The following is a 17,741-nucleotide window of genomic DNA, read 5'->3' as shown; positions in this document are numbered from 1 at the left end:
GATAAGCGTGAACGTCTAGGGTATAATAGAAGTAATGACGAACGTATACTTTAGTTGAAGAGGTGAATGGAATGAGCAAATTTTTTTCGTACACAATCGGAGCGGTTGTCGGCGGTATTATCGGCGGCACCATCGTCCTTCTGACCACACCTAAGAAAGGTGAAGAAATCAGAAGCGACATTAAGGAAAAGGCAGCTTCAATCCAGCAGCCATTGAAGGACGCGGCAAACAGCTTGAGCCAGGTTAAAGATCGCGTCGTCGCATTAAAAGATGAGAGCGTACCGGTTCTCAAGTCTGCAGTCTCAGATATCGGTAATCTTCTTCAGGAATGGAAAGAGGATGTTCAGCCTTATCTGACGAAAATCAAGAACAATGTCGTTCAGTTGGAAGCTGCAAAGGAAAAGCTGACCAATAAATTGACAGAGAAATCGCCCGAGAAAAAACCTGGCGAAGAAGAAACACCGCCCTCACTATAAAAAAAGATCCCCACCTGTGTTTGTTCAGGCGGGGATCTTTTTTTATAGTTAAAAAGCCCAGACTCCGTTTCGGAAGACCGGCTCCCATTCACCGTTGGCATTTTCGCCATCAATGTCCAACTGATCGGAACCAATCATAAAATCGACATGGATCAAACTGACATTTGCTCCGTGCTTTTTTAGTTCCTCCGCAGACATATCCGTGCCCCCATCGAGACAGGTCGGGTACGCTTTACCGATCGCAAGATGACAGGACGCGTTTTCATCATACAAAGTCGTGAAGAAAACGAGCCCTGATTTTGAAATAGGTGAGTCATTGGGCACAAGCGCCACTTCGCCCAAGAAATGTGACCCTTCATCCGTATCGATCATATGATTGATAAGTTCTTCGCCTTCCTTAGCATTCACCCGAGTAATACGCCCGTCCTCAAAAGTGATTGAAAGCTTCTCAATCAATTTTCCACCATAAACAAGAGGACGCGTCGCCATGACCGTTCCATTAACACCATTTTTTAATGGCAAGGTATATACTTCTTCCGTTGGAATGTTTGGAACAAAGGTTGTACCGACGCTGTTCACCGCAGCACCGCCATCCCAATGGTAGTCGGGATCGAACGCGATTTCTAAGTCAGTCCCCGGAGCCTTATAATGCAGTTTTTTATATTTTTTCTTATTCAGAAATGCGACTTTCTCCGCTAGAGTCTTCTTATGATCCTCCCATGCTTGTACCGGATCATCACTATCAACGCGTGTCATTTTGAAAATAACATCCCATAGATCAGCGACTGCAAGCTCTCTTATTTTTCCAGGGAACAGCTTTTTCGCCCATTCGACTGTCGGATAGATCAAAATTGTCCAGCTGACTCGGTCAGACATGCGATAATCATAATATGTGTTTAGCGCGCGCCACATCGTCTCTTGGTCGAGTGCCGCTTTTTTCGGGTCGATCCCATCCATTAAGCCAATTCCCGTTGTGCGGATATCAATACATGCTGCGCCGCGTTTCACCAAATCTTCCAATTTAGTCGCTTTCCAGACCGGATACTCGCCAATCACTTCCTCAGAGGCATAGTTTAGCCGCAAATGATCAAGTTTATCATCCGTCCAATTAAAGTGCACACGTTTGGCTCCGGCTTCATATGCTTTCTCAGCTACAATACGAACAAGCTCGCCCGCGTCAATTGGTGCTTTAATCAATACCTCTTGCCCCTTCTGCACATTTGCGCCGACTTTGACCGCAAGTTCCGCATACTTCTCTAATTTTTGAGCAAAGGTTTTCAAATCGAATGCCTCCCATCTATGATTCACCTATAAAATCTGTTCGAAATTGAGCACAAAGGTTTTTGCCGATTATTCGGACATCATTCGTAAGATGTATTTTCCTACCAACTCTATTCTAACACTTGCTGTATGTATAAATGCAAGCGCTACCAGTAATAAAATTCAAAGCTTTATTACTTTTTCTGATGAACACTGAACGACACATCGTTGTTTGCCAAATCCATTGACTTCGCACGAAGATAAAGTCCCTTTTGAACCTGCACACTTGTCAAGTTAATATAAATTTGACGCTTATTTGGCTGAATCGCAACCCATTTTGGAAAATTAGAGCCGCTTTTTAAGAAACTAAGCACCTGCTTGTCCGGCAAAGGTATGCTTCCTAGTTTAACGTTGGTTTCCTTGAGTACGACATCCCCTTTATAAACGCTTGGGGTAAACGTAAGCGAAAAGGGAATCGCCGTGAAAAGGAGCTTATACTTACCGTTTAACACGAGTTGATCGTCAATATCAACATGGTAGCTTAGCCTCTTGTTTCCTTTTGCATCGATTTGATCGTTCACCATATTTTCCATCTGCTGTTTATTCGCCTGCACGGAAAAAATGGCTTGCCCCTTCGTGCGATCGGTTTGCGGTGTAGGTGTATCTGAGGCAGAGAAACCGTTTGTAATCATTATTAACACGATAAGCACTGCCAATACCTCAAGGCTAAGCAATGTTAGAAGTGCGATTTTCCAAAAATTCTTCTTTTTCTTGGGATAAGCTGCAGAAGTCACTATTCTTCTTCCTCCCCTTTGTATTCTCAATACATAACAGACATATGGACTGATTTTTATCCAAATTAAGACATGCTCCGTAATTTCCTTATTATAGCGCATTTCATGATTTGTGCGAAACGTGCAGATAAAGGTTCATTTTGGAGCCGTTATACGAAAATTTTGTAAAAAAAAACAGCGAACCATTCGGCAATACTCGACAATGAGGGTCCGTTTCAGTTAGAATGAACATTGTCGGTAAGCGGACAACCGCTAAGGGATGGACGAAAAACTTGTCCTTTGCGACGGATAACCGCACGCAGCTACGAAATACTGTTGTAATGTGGAACAATTTAAAATAGGAGTGGACATAGTGAAGAAACTGATGATGATTCTAGCCGCCGTTATCGTGCTCGCAAGCCTCGCAGCCTGCGGAAACGGCGGAGATAACGCCGCTGTTGTAAAAACGAAGAGCGGTAATATTACCAAAGAAGAATTCTACAACGAATTGAAGAAGACGAACGGAGAAGCGGTGCTTCAGAATTTGGTCTACGAAACGCTGCTCGAAAAGAAATACAATGTTTCTAAAAAAGCGGTTGACGCAAAATATGATCAGGTTCGCAAAACCTTCTCCACCGAAACACAGTTCGAACAGGCGTTGACTCAGAACAAGCTGACCAAGTCCCAATTCAGACGTCAGATCAAAGATTCACTGATGATGACGAAGGCACAGCAAACGGGCATCAAGGTTAACGACAAAGTGCTCAAGGATTACTATAATAAAAACAAGGTTACTTTAACTGAGTTAAAAGCGAGCCACATTCTCGTTAAAGAAAAGAAAACCGCGCAGTCGATTCAGAAACAATTGAAAGGCGGCGCAGACTTCGCTAAATTAGCGAAGAAGTATTCAACGGACCCCGGTTCAAAAGCGAAAGGCGGCGAACTCGGCTGGTTCAAACAATCAACGATGGTTCCTGAATTCAGCAACGCAGCGATGAAACTGAAGGTTGGTCAAATCAGCCCGCTCGTTTATTCAAGCACTGATGGCGGTTATCACATCATCAAGCTTGAAGGCAAGAAAGACGCTTATAACGATCTGAAGGCTTCCGTCAAAGAAGCATATCTTGCCAGCAAGGAAAAGTCTCAAGACGCAGTGATCAAAAAATTGATCAAAGACGCCGACGTTCAGGTTAAAGACAAATCCTTCAAAGATCTCTTTAACTCAACGTCAACAACTTCAACGACGACTCAGCAGTAATAGCGAGCACTTAAGAAGAACACGGATCGAAGAAACCTTTCGATCCGTGTTCTTCTATTATGCTTTGAGCCGTGCCAAATGTGGCAAGGCTCGAAGCCAAGAAAAACAATTACTCGTTTTCAATAATTGTTGCGAAAAATTGATAGGCGCTCACTTCTAATTGACCAAGACTCCCTTCAGGTAATTCTGGATGTGACTTGAGAGTCACGACGTATTCACGCTCTCCATTGGTCGAAATTTTATCCGTGGTACGAACCGTGGTGGTCATCCGATTGAAGAAAACAAATCCACCATGGCCACCGTTAAGCATAACAATAGCCGGACTGACATCTCTTTTTTCAGCGACCAGAGTGCTTCCCAAACTGTCTCTTCTCCAAATTTGGATGAGCGCAGGTACGTATTTGGAAATGGCGGCAAATAAGCTTATCCTATTTAACGGAATCACACCTAAAGGGCGCCATTCAATCGACGCATCAAGCCAGACACTGTCCATACTGCTTTTTCCGCCTATTTTAAGTTCACTGATCACGTGTTCTTCACAGAATGGAACAGTGCCGTCATGATGATTTTGTTTATCATTAATACGATCAGAGTTCACATGCTTTTTTCTTTTCTTATCACCATCTTTGTCCGATCCGAATTCAGCCCCCCCACTATTAGAATCATCGTTCACACGTATCACTTCCTTTTCTATTTACGGCTTATCTTATAGTTTATTTTTCTTTACGACCTTTGGCATGGACCGTTAACGGAAGGAATTCACACATTTTCACCTCAACTCTTTTTCAATAAAGTTGGCACGTTCTTAATCGCACAAAAATGACGAGATGAAGTTAAGCTCATCTCGTCGTTTATTAGTTAATTGATCTTCATCTGGGATCAGAAAGACTGCACGCGCCAATTAATTTTGGTTAAGAAAAACGGGGCAAAAAACGCCCGGTCCTTACTCTCCAGCCATGTGTTATTGGTTCGTGTCTTTATGATACTGAATCGTCGCTTCGGTTACTCGCTTGCCGCGGGCGCACCGCGAGCCTCCTCAAACAGGCAGGAATCTGCGGGGTCTCGCTGGCACGCTGGTCCCGCAGGCGTCTCGCACCTCCGCTTTGATTCTCGGCCAAAGAAAACATTTAAAGGAAACGAGTGTAAGCGGTCCGAAAAAACGCCGCGTCCTGCGGCTCATCGGACACTAGGCCGTCCATGGCCGTCGCAACTAAGTCTTCGCCTTCGCCAGGGGCTTGGCGAAGCCAAGTTTTCTAACACTGATAAAAAAGTATAAAAAAATTAAAGATTCAAGGAAACGAGTGTAAGCGCAACTAAGTCTTCGCCTTCGCCAGGGGCTTGGCGAAGCCAAGTTTTCTAATAAATCATTTTGATCCTTAATTCAGTAGCGAGTAAAATAAGCGGAGATTTTCCGGTTATATGCATCCTGACGCTTGTTTTACAGGTAAATAAGGGTAATTTTTCCGGTTAAGTACAGAAAAAGCCTCCATTTTCACGTTTTTCGAATCGATAAGCGGAATTTCTCCGTCTATTTAAGCTATTTTTTCGTTCATTCTCTAAATAAGCGGAATTTTTCCGCTTATTTCTCAGATTTGGCGCTTACCATTGCCCATCCGAATCTTATGACGCTTTTGATCCTTACAAAGACATTGTTTTGTTGATTGGATACAGGGCAAAATCTTATACTCCCTCGCAAAAAAAATCCGAAAGCCACTCAGGACATGGCTCTCGGATTTTTTTGACTTTGGCGCCGCTTTTTCTCAGCGCTGATTCGTTTCATATACACATTTCCTTGTTTCTGCACCCATTCTTCATCGACTTCTTTTTCTTGCTTAGAGAGGTTAAAGGCTTGGTAGCCGCTAAAAATGATTCCTGCGACCACTAGATATACCCACCAAGCAACGGTTTCCAGCTTGTTGATTATTGGATCGATCAAGCCGAATTGCTGCAACATGAAGAGAATAAAGAGTGTGGTGACAACAATTATCGAACGTTTGGCCTGCTTCATCTTTTCCGCCTCCTACTATGGAGCGTTTGTCCCTATTTTTGGTTCGCATTGTAACTTATGCAAGGGGACGGACAAATAGACCTTCATTAATCATTGTCTTTTACTGAGTGTCACGATTCATCATCTGAATCGACCGCGTCAAATGATGGACGATAGAGTGACCGGTTATTCATGGCAAAAATACGCTCCGAGAACTCGCCCGGACGCGTCTTCCGCACTGCACGTGTCATGACATTGATTTTCGCGTCCATATCGTCAAGGATATGAAGAATTTCTGCTTCCTTGAACATCGGCGGCTTCGGGCTGCCCCATTCCGGATTTTCATGGTGACTGAGCACCATATGCTTAAGCAGCAAAACTTCCTCTTTGTCGGCAATGCCAAGTTCATCGGCGATCTTGCCGATGTTATCGACCATGATCGAGATATGACCGAGAAGATTTCCAGACAAAGTGTAGCTAGTCGCTGTCACACCGGACAATTCTTCAAGCTTCCCCATATCATGAATGATAATACCGGCATACAACAAATCCTTGTCTATTTCAGGATACAAAGTAACAACCGCCTTCGCCATATCCAACATACAGCAGACATGGTAAGCAAGTCCGGAAAGAAAATTATGATGGATACTCACCGCTGCCGGATAGTCAAAAAAAGCTTGGTGATTCTTTTTCAAAAGCGCACGAGTCAAGCGCTGAATCACCGGATTTTTAATTTCAAATAAATAGTGGGTGATCTTTTCATTCAATTCGTCAATCGATAACGGAGCAGACATGACCAGATCTGCCTTATTGACAGCGTCATGTTCCGTGGCGGGGCGAATCGTTCGGATTTTAAACTGGTTTCTCCCTCTGAACGTGGTAATATCACCCTCTGCTCGCACAACGGCACCTGGCACGTAATTCGCCTCATCATCTGCTGTGCTGCCCCATAGTTTGGATTCAATATCTCCCGTCTTATCCTGTAAAAATATCGTAAGAAAAGGTTTGCCATTACTAGCTAATCCTTTGGTCACGCTCTTTATCAACAGGTATTCATGAACATGCTCGCCTTCTTTATAAAACGCGATTCCCTTCACCATGAACCCTTCCCTTCAAATAGCGCCGTTTTAAACGGCTGTCTGACTACCGATGACTAGACTGACTGTCGGACTGCGCGAGACAATTAGTCCTTCTTTCCTTTAATTCTATCAGTTTTTCTGTTCTTCTTCTTAGGCGGGGCCGGCAATGTCATTTGAAAAGCAACCCCATCCTTTAGATTCTCAACATAAATGACTCCATGATGATTATGAATGATTCGCTTCACAATTGCCAGTCCTAATCCGAATTGACCTTTCTCACCTTTTTGGAAAGGTTCAAACATGGCTTGTCGTTCGTTTTCTGGAATCCCCGGTCCGTCGTTCTTTACGCTAATCAACGATCGATACTTGCTCCGACCATCAGCATCCATCCATATGTTGCCCTTCGCATAACGCAGCGCATTTTCAAGCAGATTTTCCAATACTGTCTGCATTTGTTCCTGATCGGTGTAAATCACCGTATCTTCTCCGCTAATATGAATGTCAATATCCGAACGTTGCGTAATGAATCGTTCGCGCACAAGTCCTGCAAGGTCTCCAAACCGAACACGGGTGTAACGCATCTGTTTATCCCCAAGGGAATCAAAACGAGTAAAATAGAGCAGCTTGCGTGTTCTTTTCTCCATTTGTATCGATTCTTTAATAATAATATCCATGGAATCGTTAAGCCCGCCCACTGGATAAATGCCATCCTTAACGGATTGCGCGTAACTCTGAATAACCATGATCGGCGTTTTCAATTCATGGGACGCTTGTTGAAGAAATACTTTCTGCGATTGATCATATTTGATCAAATTGAGCCGCATCTCTTCAAATTGGGCGGAAAGCCGTTCAAATTCCACATCGCCCTTCCATTCAAACGGCTTTTCCCAATTCAAGCGCGAAATCTCTTTGAAGCGTTTGCCCAATACATCAAGCGGCCGTTTCAGATAGCGCGCCAGCCAGAATGCGAAAAACAGACTGAGGATGCTCGCCATCACGAACGTAAAGATGAGACGATTCCACAGGTTGTTTCTCAATTCATTATTATAAGTATCCCACATATAGGAAATCAAATAGCCGTCAATTGAATTAATTCGGCAACGTCTGGCAACAAAATAAAGTGTCGAACCATTATGCTTTAACTCGTAGCGGGCGAGATCGCTTTTCTGATTTTTAATCTGAGCCTGCATCTGTTTCATCACACTACGGTCTGCCGGCATATGTCCGCTTATCATTTGGAACTGACGATTGACCAATACTGTCCATATTGAACTTGTTCCACTTTTATCATGTTCTTTACCGCTTCCCGGATTATCGACCGTGAATTCCCCGGATTGTGATTCAAAGCGAAACAACTGCTGGACTTCAATCGTCCGGAACGTGTTTTCTTTAAGCGTGCTTTGTATGGAATACGGATAGACACTAATAATGATAAAACCGATCACGCACTCAAGAAAAGCGAAAGAGAGCCATATTCGTTTCGTCAACGTCATTTTGAGCGGCAATTTCATGAGACAATCCTATAACCAGAACCATAGACAGTTTCAAGCGACAGGCGTCCCATTTTCCGGCGGATACGTCGAACAACATCATCTACCGCGCGGTCGGAGCCGACATAATCCTGTCCCCACACTTCCGTCAAAATATCCTGACGTGATTTGGCTACATTGACATTTTCCACTAAATAGAGCAATACATCAAATTCTTTTGTGGTGAGTTCGATCAACTGGCTTTCTTCATCAAACACCTTGCGTCGAACGACGTCGAGCTGATATTTGGAGATAACCATTCGATTCTCGTGGATGCCGGCTCCGTATACGCGATGAAGCAATTTTTTGACACGGATAACGAGTTCTTTCGGTAGAAAAGGCTTAGCAAGGTAATCATCGCTTCCTAACTCGAGGCCAAGAATTTTGTCAAGATCCTGGTCTCTTGCTGAAATGAAAATAACCGGTTGCTCCGAATGATTCTCTTTAATTCTTTTGATCAGATCATAACCGGACATGCCCGGCAGCATAATGTCCAAGATCCACAAATGCACACCGTTGTGCATATAATCTAATGCATCTTCAGCAGTATGAAAAACCGAAACAGTCCATCCTTCATTCTCCATATAGGCTTTAAGAATGGAGGCTAAGCTTTCTTCATCTTCAACAAGATTAATTTTAAAAAGTGTTTCATTCATTATGAAATCATCCTTATACGATTCTATTGTTGACTCCTAAATTATAGCATGTGCGTCATCTTATTAAGATAATGAAACAAATTCCACAAAAAAACTAACTATGCGAAGCAGACGTGCGATCATCCGCGTGAAGACGCAACACCGCCTCGGGATGGGCGCGCTGAAAATCGTTATCGTGACAGGTCAGTATAATAACTTGTCGATTTTCCGCCACCTTTTCGAGCAATTCATACACTTTTTTTGATCGCGAGTGATCAAAATTCACAAATCCGTCATCGATAATCATCGGTAATGTTTCATAGCCGCTGAACACCTTCATCAGAGCTAAACGTAACGAAAGATACAGCTGCTCCGCTGTCCCGCGGCTTAGCCCAATCGCATGAATCCTTTGGCCGGCTGAATCTATTGCACTGAATCCGTCATCATCAAGTTGAATGCTTTCATAACGACCGTCTGTCATCATTTCGAAATAGGTTGCCGCATCATTTAATACACGCGGCAAACGCTGCTCTCGATATTGTTCTTTTGCCTCGCGGATTGCCCAGAGCGCGGTTTGAAAAGCCGCCCAATCCTTTGCTTTGATACCCGTATCATTTAATAGGGCATGGTAACGATCAAGCGTGTCGCGGTACGAGTCATTTTTCTCCAACGATGCACTCGTTGCGCGATCGCTTGCTAATTGATCACGAAGCTCTGTCAGCTTGAGTTCAACGACCGAAATTCGCTCTTTGAATTCTTGTTCAGATAAATTTTCCCACTGGTGACTGTCTAAATAAGCGACATATTCCTGCACTTGTTTTTCTGATCCGGTCAGCTCCAGCAGTTGCATGCGGCATGTTTCCATCTGCTTTTTAAGCACTCGTCGGCGTTCGTCTCGGTCTGCCGCAATAAAGAACTGTGCTTCATTGGCAACATTCGCCTCTTCAAGTAAGGACGTTTGTTCATGCTTGATCAACTCAATCCGATTCACAATCCGTTCTCTTTGCTTCTGATAGATTAGTCGCTGCTTATCCAAATCTTCGCGCCGACGGATCTCCTCGACCTCCTGCCGATAGCGCTGCTCCAAATAGTCAGCGTCTCCATCCTGAATTCCCAATTTCGCTGCCAATTTTCGAGTTTCATGTTTGAACTTTTCATGCGCCTTTCCTAACGCCTGCTGCCGATCAGAGAATGTATCCAACTTACGGCATATCTCCTGAGCATCGTTCACAAGACGAACCTTTTCTTCCGCGCCATTCAGATCATCAATGGGATAGCCTTGTTCTCTCAGCCATACCCTAATCTCTTCTTCCAGATTTCTGCCAGCGCGCGTATATGCTTCGTGACGTTCATTCAGGCGTCGTTCATCTGCACGAACCGCTCTTAATTGGTCCTCAAGCAAGGTTTGTTCAGCCGCAATCCGATCATCTTCAGAGCGCGCATGCACTTCTCCCTTCGAATTTCCGTCTGTGTGCGCTGTTGCGAAGAAGTAGAGGCTTGCACACATCCCCACGCCAAATAAGAACACAGGAACGCCCGCAAGCGGTGTTATGACAACGGCTGACAGAACAGTGAGTAAAAGTGTCACGCAGCCCGTTAGGATGGTCAGCGCCTGGAAGCGAACGGGACGTGCAGATGGGGCATCATGATGCCTCTTACCTCCCGTCGCCATACGTTTGAACGCACAATCCTTCAAACGCGACTCCAAATTTTTTGCTCGTTCCGAAATAGACTCCAGATCGCGTACACCATCACGCTGTTCATCCAAATTCTTCTTCCAGCAATTAATCTTTTCCTTGAGTTGATGACGCAAGGTTAATTCCGATGATGCCTGTCTAATTCTTTCAGGGGACCAGATTGATCCAAGTAAATCACAGAGCCTTTTTAAGTCCGCTTGCTGCTTGCGGCATTCCTCATCAATCCTTTGCCGCTCTTTTTGGTTCTGCACATCCGTAACCGCATCGTGAAAAAGCCGCTGAAGGGATCCCTCCAGCTCACGCCACTGTTCATTGGCATGGATCAATCGACGCGATTCATCGAGTTGACCAATCTGTTCGTCTGACTCAGCCAAGTCATTGTTCAGTGTAATCAGTCGTTTGCGCGTATCTTCATAGCGCTCTTGTCCGTTTTGCGGGAACGGCAAATCTTGCTCCAAATGTTGGTGTTCATGGTTCAAAGCCTGATAGGTGAGGATCAAAGGACGAGCGGCTGAAAACGCCGTCCACCATTGAAATTCATGCTGTATACTCTTTTTTTGAGCCTCAAGTTCTTCTAACTGTTTTTGGTTGTCCCGGATCTTTTGTTGGAGCTCCTGGTAGGAATCCAGCTTTTTTTCCCATTCCTTTAAATCTGCTGAACAAGCGTTAAGTTCTGTGAAAAGTCGGTTGATTTGCGGCTTTTTTCCGCTTTTCTTGAACAGTTCCGCACAATTTTTCTCCAACTTCTGTTCGAGGCTGCCCAGCTCCCCGCTGCCAATCATTCCTGCCCCAAGCAAAAGATCGTTCATGTCCGATGGATTCTTTTTGTCGATGTCCCGGAGCCCGTCTAAATCAAAACAGAAGACATTTTGGTAAAGAACTCTGTTGATGCCGCGAAGCAGCGCGTGTAAATCAGCTGCTCCACCTGTCGCCGAAACGAAGCGCATTTCTTCTTGATCAAAAAGGTTCCGTTCCACACGGTAGCTTTTTCCATCATCAGCCGTAAACGTGAGGGCGCCTCCAAGTGCGTCAGAACGATTTTTACCTTTCCATTTTTCAAGCGCTTTTTTTGAAGGAAAACCAAAAAGCTGGCCGAGAATAAAAGCCATAATCGTCGATTTCCCAGTTTCATTCTCTCCATAGATCATGACAATCGGAGTCTGTGGAAAGTCAATTTTCTTATCTTCAAAACGGCCAAATCGATGTATCGCAAGCGTGTTAATTTTCATAAGAGAAAGGTGATTTCATTTGAAATCCGCCACTCGCCTCCTCGGAATCATTTCAATCGTCTTCATTTGCGCTCGTTTCCTCCGCCATCAACGCTTCCACGAGTAATTGCTCGCTCTCATTGCGAATCTGGTCCCGATCTTTTGCGGACAACGGCTCAAGATATTTTCTTCCTGAGTGATGACTGTAAAGCGGCTCTACTGCCTTCAGAACGCTCCCTTCTTGTTCAATAAGCCGAAAAAGGTCACCAAGAAAGTGCGGACTGTTCACAATCTGATTCTTATCCCAGTGTTGCCGAAATGTGCATGTTCCGGGAACCAACCAGATAAAGTCGTTCGGTTCATCCTCATCCTCATTGCTCGTCTCAATTAATTCCCGTACAAGATTTTCAACGTCCAAATGAGGCATGCCCGGGTTAATAAAAGAAAAATAGAGACGGATAAAGGCACACTTATGCTTCTCCCGCACCCCTTCTTTAAAAGCGTTTATTGCTTCTTCAATATGATCGGCCGTCGCCATCCCCGAAAAATCAAGTTCCGCGCGCGTCCATTCAATCGCCTCCGTCGAAAGAAAACGAACATGGGCTCCGCTATGGTCCAGCTCGACAAGCGATGCGCCTTTCTGACCAAGTTCAGACTCCTTGAATGACAGTCCTTGCAAATCACCCGGATACCATATTGGCACAGGAGACGACAATTGTTGTCTTTTATGAATATGCCCCAGTGCCCAGTAATCAAAATTTTGCGCTTCAAGCTCACCGATCGAAAATGGCGCATAGTTGCTCTCGTCCGATCCCGAACGCTGCTCACCGTGAAGGATCGCAATGTGATAATCCGCTTTACCGCTCCGCAAATATTGTGAAATCATGTCTTGCTTAATCCATCTCCGGTGATAACTAAATCCATATAAATTGACAACCTGTCCATCGGCACACGTCAGAGAAGTGACGGACGGTTTCTCTGGGAATACGTGAACATTATCCGGAAGCCGCAGATGATTCCATTCTTTATTAAGAAAATCATGATTGCCGTATACTAGGAAAACGGGAATGGATGCATCGTGCAGGCGCCTCATTTCGCGGACAAACGCTCGCTGTGCTCTGATACTTCTATGGCTGTTGTCGAAAATATCACCGGCAATAATCATAAAATCGGGTTGTTCGTGCAAAGTGATTGTTACGAGTCGGGTAAGTGCGGCGAATGTGCTGTCCGCGGACCTACGCTGTAACGGTTCAGGCAAATGTGTGAGGCCATCAAATGGCCGGTCAAGATGCAGATCGGCAGTATGAATGAACCGGATCAAAATGCTTCCTCCTTCCGAACTCATCTATTTGTTTCATTTTACCATAACCGATCACACGTTCTCAATTGTCGGCCGATCCCCTATGTATAAAAACCATTGAAAGCAGCTTGGTTGAGCCGCTCTCAATGGTTTTTTTCTAAACAGTTAATGAACGCGAATTTGTTTTCTAAATACTTCTCGAACCATGTATGCTACTCCATCCATATCATTCGAGCGTGTAACCCAATCCGCTTTTGCTTTAACGTCCGCCGGGGCATTTCGCGTCGCCACGCCCAGTCCGCATTTTTCAATCATTTCTGTATCCTCAATACCGTCGCCGACAGCGACAATCTCATGAAGCGGAATACCGAGCTGCCCGGCAAAAAACAGCAGACCGTTGAACTTGGATGTACCTTGACGTACCAATGTCAGACTGTCCGGTGCGGTTCGCCAAGCGTCGATTGAAGGAAAATAATCACTCAACGCATGTTCAAGATCATCTACGACCTTCGTATCTTGAAGTTTCACTTTAACATCTGTTGCGCCCTCATAATTTTCAAGCAAATATTGGCTAAGCGAATCCACATAAGTCACCGGATAAAAAAGCGGTTCATTCATGCCGATCGTCATTTTTGCGATCAAATTTTTTTGATGCGGCCGATTGCTGATGGAAAGCCGTTCGTGCGACATTTGAATCTGACACGGGTACGTTTCCAAAAATTCAGCCAGCTGCATCAAAACACTGTGGTCAATCTTGCTCGTATAAACCGGATCATCCATAGATGACGATACAAACGCACCGCTATGCGTGATGATCGGTTTTGTTAGCCGCAATGCTCGGGCGACCTTTGCCGCTGAGTGGAAATGACGTTCTGACACCAATGTTACAATAACACCTTTTTTCTGTGCATACTGAATGGCATCCTTTGTCTGCCGATCAAGCCGATTATTGCTGCTTAACAGGGTTCCATCGATGTCCAGTGCAAGTAAGCGATATACCAAGGTTATCCCCCTCTTCGGAATCCATATCAGTACTTCATTCCTGTCAAAAGTTTATGTATGGATGCAAACAAATAGAACCAGGCATCTGTTTGTCCGGTTTGAAAAAGCAGGCAAAACAAGAAAAGAGAACAGCCGAAGCCGTTCTCTTCTTTATCTTTCGTACACATTGTTTCAAATTACTTTTGGTATCCGCCAAATTGAGACTGGGCTTGAGCTACCAGACGTTTTGTAATTTCTCCGCCAACAGAACCATTTGCTCTAGATGTTGTGTCCGGTCCTAGGTTAACGCCAAATTCACGTGCGATTTCTTCTTTCATTTGATCAACTGCTTGCTGTACACCTGGCACTACTAACTGATTTGAATTTGCCATGTGTTTCACCTCCCTTACGAGCTTTATTTTGCTCTGTAGTCGTTTTCTATATTCCAAAATCGAATTGGAAATTTATAGGTGGCAAAAGACTTTAAAGGAAGGTGATCTTCATTCATTAATTATACTTGCTTCAACTCACCGGTTTTGGGATCCATCACAAGACCAATCACCGGCGTATGTTCCGGTAAGAGCGGATGATTTTTCACAATCGACACACTCTTTTTCACTTCATTTTCAACGGATTGAAAGCCAGTCAGCCATTGTTTCAGATCTACTGTTACCTCTGCAAATTTCTGATCATCGAGACCACGATTTTTGATATCGTTAATCATTTTATCCGCAGTAAGGCCGTGCATACCGCAATCGGTGTGCCCAATGATGTAAACCGCTTCAGATTCGAGCTCATACAACGAGACAAGAATGCTTTTCATCGTGTTGCTGTATGGGGATTCCACCATTCCGCCTGCTGATTTAAGCATGATGGCATCGCCATTCTTCAGATTCAGCGCTTTTGGCAACAGCTCAATTAATCGGCAGTCCATACATGAGACAATGGTCATTTTCTTAATTGGCCGATTTGGCGCTTCATAAGGGCGATACGATTCATCCTTAACAAATTGTTCGTTATAAGCCAGTATCTCTTCAAGCTGTGACATATTTTCTTCCCCCAAGTCAAGTATAAACGTCACAGATAATCATAAAAGAAATCGAACAAGTAATCCAATAACTTGCTTATCATCAGCAAGTTCGATTTTGTCATCAGGTGAAGCATTATTTTATAATTTTCTTTATGTATCAAAAAGGAGCCGCCTCCCTAATGGGAAACGGCTCCTCCTAAAACGTTAATTACAGCTTAACAACGTTAGCTGCTTGAGGTCCACGGTTGCCTTCAACAACTTCGAATTCAACTGCTTGACCTTCGTCAAGAGTCTTGAATCCGTCAGTTTGGATAGCGCTGAAGTGAACGAATACATCGTTTTCGCCTGGAACTTCAATGAAGCCAAAACCTTTGTCGCTGTTAAACCATTTAACTGTACCTGTTTTCAAAAAGAAAACCTCCTAATAATAAGTGGATGTTCAAATGAATTTGAACGCACTTTGAAAATTTAATATATGCGTATGTTTTATCTGGCGTATCTTATCCCTGCGGCTACAGATTTAAATCCTTCACCGACCGGGGTCTTCCCGCAGAAATAAAAAATTCACATATTATAAAAAGTATCAATAAAAAAGTACAAACACATTGATAATCCTTTTATAACACGTGAATTATAAATGTTACCTTTTATCATACGTACATAATCATAAAATTAGACCTAACCAAAACGATCAAAAACAAAAACATTAATCGGCTTTTTTACGGCGCCGAAACAACGAAAGCCCTACCTCTCTTCCATCCTTACGGTTCCTCTGACCGAGCCAGTATGATTCAGCGCAAAGTTCAATCTGCTTTTCATACAATCTGTTGCCCAGTATTACCAAGTACACAATCGTATATTCATGAAAACCACAAATAATTTGTCATTCATATTAGGTCTACTTTAGTATAGAGCCTATTAATGAAAAAGTCAACTCATGAAGAAGCTGAACTCTTATTCAATTAATGAGGAATGTTTCAACAGAATTGTTAGTGGGTCGCAAAAACGTTCAGTATTTTTTCTAGATCATCAATTTTCCGTGCATACAGTAGCATTCTGCGCCTACTCGTATCGACAACCAGAACCCCGTCCTCTGACAAATTCATTTTTTTCACCTGATCATACTTTATGAATCCCAAACCATAGAAAAAGCCAGTCTTCTTAAATCGAGCTGTCGGCACTTTGACAAAGGTATTGTACAGCAAGGTCAGCACCAAAAGAATTAATGCGGTATTGATTACCGTGCTGCTCTCACCCCTAACATTATTTGAAATGTAGATAATGACAAGTAATGTCGCTAATATGAGTTGATCCAAATAATTCCGTTTTCTCAACCGTACCGACAATACTGTTTTCCCTTTCAGCAAGCGCACGATCAGATCATCAAAAAGAATATAAGCGAACAGACCGGCAAAAATAAGATACATCAGAGCAATTGTAAGTGTCATCTGCAATTCCCTCTTTCAATCATGACCTATTAATAAGTACATTCATTTTAACTCATTCAACTGGTTTATGAGACAGCTGCTTGATCATTAATCATCATAAAATTGAAAAAAACGCGGCAGATTCCGACTTGGTTCATCTCTGTCGATCATAATAGAAAACAGTAAGTCGATCTTTTTTAAAATTTTCATATAACTCAATTTTTGCAACTTGCTCGGCTTAGAAAATTGCCTTTGTTTTAATGAAAAGTAATTCCCATTGCAGCGAGGCCAGTGCCTAGGTTTTTTCTTAGCAATCCCGTGGTTGAAATTTCCATGTAAAATAGACCAACCTGAGGACTTAGTTTAGATTGAACGGTTAATCGTTTAACCGCTATCTGCCGCAATCCTTCAGCTAAATACATTAGCCGCCTTTCAAAATCTTTGTCTTTCTCAACATTATTTTTAAAAGCAATTAACACGTGTCGTTCATCATCTTGTATTTGTTCATCAAGGATAAGATCGTAGACTTTTTTTAGAAGTGCCTCTTCTTGGTCTTTCCGGCTCAATTTCTTGTTTATAGACATAAACCTTTATCCCTCTCTTTTATGGAAAGATATAACCCACCGGCAGTTGGACTTCCCCAAACGATGGCAATACCATGAAGGTGTATGAAAGCAAAGTAATTTATATTTTTACCCTTTTTCTAACTCACGAACGTAATCCATAACTCTCTCATCAGAGTATGCTTTGTTAAAGAATATATCGAGTAGGAGGAGATAATTTCTCCGACCTCTCACACCACCGTACGTACGGGTCCGTATACGGCGGTTCAATAGCTTAAGTGTGCATGCTCGAACAGATGGACTAGATTTTTGAGTCCCACCTGTTCGAGTATTTTGTTTGTGATCGACCGATGTAAGATATGGCTACAGGCGATGCGCCAGTAGCCTTTTCGTGTATTCGCCCATTCCCATGCTTTTGGTTTTGGAACGTTAAGTTTCATGAGACTTTTATATCTCGTCTTGACTTTCTTCCAACGTTTCCAAATGATCTGGCGAATTCTTCGCCGGAGCCACTGATCAATATGCTGAATATAGCTCT

General features: G+C 43.4%; 17 protein-coding genes and 1 pseudogene. 2 read left to right on the top strand and 16 right to left on the bottom strand.

The window, feature by feature from the left end:
- Positions 1-71 precede the first annotated feature (71 nt).
- Positions 72-476 carry a YtxH domain-containing protein gene (locus tag BM003_RS15540; protein ID WP_093674568.1) on the top strand — a complete coding sequence of 135 codons (405 nt, stop codon included), beginning with the start codon at positions 72-74 and terminating at the stop codon, positions 474-476.
- A gap of 48 nt (positions 477-524) precedes the next feature.
- On the opposite strand, the gene BM003_RS15535 is transcribed toward BM003_RS15540, so the two are convergent.
- Both BM003_RS15535 and BM003_RS15530 read right to left on the bottom strand, forming a co-directional pair.
- Positions 525-1,757 carry an aminopeptidase gene (locus tag BM003_RS15535; protein WP_093674567.1) on the bottom strand — a complete coding sequence of 411 codons (1,233 nt, stop codon included), beginning with the start codon at positions 1,755-1,757 and terminating at the stop codon, positions 525-527.
- Between the two features lie 173 nt (positions 1,758-1,930).
- Complete coding sequence (locus BM003_RS15530) at positions 1,931-2,530, bottom strand: YpmS family protein (protein WP_245734312.1); 600 nt, start codon at positions 2,528-2,530, stop codon at positions 1,931-1,933.
- Between the two features lie 352 nt (positions 2,531-2,882).
- On the opposite strand from BM003_RS15530, the gene BM003_RS15525 reads away from it, so the two are divergent.
- The gene (locus tag BM003_RS15525) at positions 2,883-3,767 is read left to right on the top strand and encodes a peptidylprolyl isomerase (protein WP_093674565.1); all 885 of its coding nucleotides are present in this window, start codon (positions 2,883-2,885) and stop codon (positions 3,765-3,767) included.
- 109 nt (positions 3,768-3,876) lie between these two features.
- Here the strand turns inward: BM003_RS15525 and BM003_RS15520 are convergent, their stop codons facing one another.
- The 14 genes and pseudogenes from BM003_RS15520 to BM003_RS17880 all read right to left on the bottom strand — a co-directional run.
- Entirely contained in the window at positions 3,877-4,440 is a 564-nt protein-coding gene (locus BM003_RS15520) for a hypothetical protein (protein WP_093674564.1), read from the bottom strand.
- Between the two features lie 1,041 nt (positions 4,441-5,481).
- The gene (locus BM003_RS15515; RefSeq protein WP_093674563.1) at positions 5,482-5,775 is read right to left on the bottom strand and encodes a sporulation YhaL family protein; all 294 of its coding nucleotides are present in this window, start codon (positions 5,773-5,775) and stop codon (positions 5,482-5,484) included.
- 110 nt (positions 5,776-5,885) lie between these two features.
- Complete coding sequence (gene yhaM / locus BM003_RS15510) at positions 5,886-6,854, bottom strand: 3'-5' exoribonuclease YhaM (RefSeq protein ID WP_177184834.1); 969 nt, start codon at positions 6,852-6,854, stop codon at positions 5,886-5,888.
- Between the two features lie 83 nt (positions 6,855-6,937).
- The gene (locus BM003_RS15505) at positions 6,938-8,344 is read right to left on the bottom strand and encodes a sensor histidine kinase (protein ID WP_093674562.1); all 1,407 of its coding nucleotides are present in this window, start codon (positions 8,342-8,344) and stop codon (positions 6,938-6,940) included.
- Positions 8,341-9,018, bottom strand: a complete 678-nt coding sequence (locus BM003_RS15500; RefSeq protein ID WP_093674561.1) for a response regulator transcription factor — start codon at positions 9,016-9,018, stop codon at positions 8,341-8,343. Before BM003_RS15500 ends, BM003_RS15505 begins: the two co-directional genes overlap by 4 nt.
- 94 nt (positions 9,019-9,112) lie before the next feature.
- Complete coding sequence (locus BM003_RS15495) at positions 9,113-11,923, bottom strand: ATP-binding protein (protein ID WP_093674560.1); 2,811 nt, start codon at positions 11,921-11,923, stop codon at positions 9,113-9,115.
- Between the two features lie 52 nt (positions 11,924-11,975).
- Positions 11,976-13,223, bottom strand: a complete 1,248-nt coding sequence (locus tag BM003_RS15490) for a metallophosphoesterase family protein (RefSeq protein WP_177184833.1) — start codon at positions 13,221-13,223, stop codon at positions 11,976-11,978.
- 144 nt (positions 13,224-13,367) lie between these two features.
- Positions 13,368-14,204 (bottom strand): Cof-type HAD-IIB family hydrolase, encoded by an 837-nt coding sequence (locus tag BM003_RS15485; protein WP_093674558.1) that lies wholly within the window; start codon positions 14,202-14,204, stop codon positions 13,368-13,370.
- A gap of 176 nt (positions 14,205-14,380) precedes the next feature.
- The gene (locus tag BM003_RS15480; protein WP_093674557.1) at positions 14,381-14,575 is read right to left on the bottom strand and encodes an alpha/beta-type small acid-soluble spore protein; all 195 of its coding nucleotides are present in this window, start codon (positions 14,573-14,575) and stop codon (positions 14,381-14,383) included.
- Positions 14,576-14,694: 119 nt separating this feature from the next.
- Positions 14,695-15,231: a beta-class carbonic anhydrase gene (locus BM003_RS15475; RefSeq protein WP_093674556.1), complete on the bottom strand. Its 537-nt coding sequence runs from the start codon at positions 15,229-15,231 to the stop codon at positions 14,695-14,697.
- Positions 15,232-15,421: 190 nt separating this feature from the next.
- Positions 15,422-15,622 (bottom strand): cold-shock protein, encoded by a 201-nt coding sequence (locus tag BM003_RS15470; RefSeq protein ID WP_093674555.1) that lies wholly within the window; start codon positions 15,620-15,622, stop codon positions 15,422-15,424.
- A gap of 580 nt (positions 15,623-16,202) precedes the next feature.
- Positions 16,203-16,661: a DUF986 family protein gene (locus BM003_RS15465; protein WP_093674554.1), complete on the bottom strand. Its 459-nt coding sequence runs from the start codon at positions 16,659-16,661 to the stop codon at positions 16,203-16,205.
- 236 nt (positions 16,662-16,897) lie between these two features.
- Positions 16,898-17,224 (bottom strand): bacteriocin immunity family protein, encoded by a 327-nt coding sequence (locus BM003_RS15460; protein ID WP_093674553.1) that lies wholly within the window; start codon positions 17,222-17,224, stop codon positions 16,898-16,900.
- A gap of 245 nt (positions 17,225-17,469) precedes the next feature.
- Positions 17,470-17,741 (bottom strand): annotated as a pseudogene (locus BM003_RS17880) (group II intron reverse transcriptase/maturase); the annotation flags it as partial.

Source organism: Sporolactobacillus nakayamae (genome assembly GCF_900113325.1).
In the GTDB taxonomy this organism is placed as follows: Bacteria; Bacillota; Bacilli; order Bacillales; family Sporolactobacillaceae; genus Sporolactobacillus; species Sporolactobacillus nakayamae.
This window is presented reverse-complemented; position numbering and strand designations above follow the sequence as displayed.

Coding starts and splice junctions, on each gene's coding strand:
- BM003_RS15465 (WP_093674554.1), bottom strand. CDS start 16,661: ATGACACTTACAATTGCTCTGATGTATCTTATTTTTGCCGGTCTGTTC.
- BM003_RS15495 (WP_093674560.1), bottom strand. CDS start 11,923: ATGAAAATTAACACGCTTGCGATACATCGATTTGGCCGTTTTGAAGAT.
- BM003_RS15460 (WP_093674553.1), bottom strand. CDS start 17,224: ATGTCTATAAACAAGAAATTGAGCCGGAAAGACCAAGAAGAGGCACTT.
- BM003_RS15480 (WP_093674557.1), bottom strand. CDS start 14,575: ATGGCAAATTCAAATCAGTTAGTAGTGCCAGGTGTACAGCAAGCAGTT.
- BM003_RS15540 (WP_093674568.1), top strand. CDS start 72: ATGAGCAAATTTTTTTCGTACACAATCGGAGCGGTTGTCGGCGGTATT.
- BM003_RS15475 (WP_093674556.1), bottom strand. CDS start 15,231: ATGTCACAGCTTGAAGAGATACTGGCTTATAACGAACAATTTGTTAAG.
- yhaM (WP_177184834.1), bottom strand. CDS start 6,854: ATGGTGAAGGGAATCGCGTTTTATAAAGAAGGCGAGCATGTTCATGAA.
- BM003_RS15500 (WP_093674561.1), bottom strand. CDS start 9,018: ATGAATGAAACACTTTTTAAAATTAATCTTGTTGAAGATGAAGAAAGC.
- BM003_RS15515 (WP_093674563.1), bottom strand. CDS start 5,775: ATGAAGCAGGCCAAACGTTCGATAATTGTTGTCACCACACTCTTTATT.
- BM003_RS15505 (WP_093674562.1), bottom strand. CDS start 8,344: ATGAAATTGCCGCTCAAAATGACGTTGACGAAACGAATATGGCTCTCT.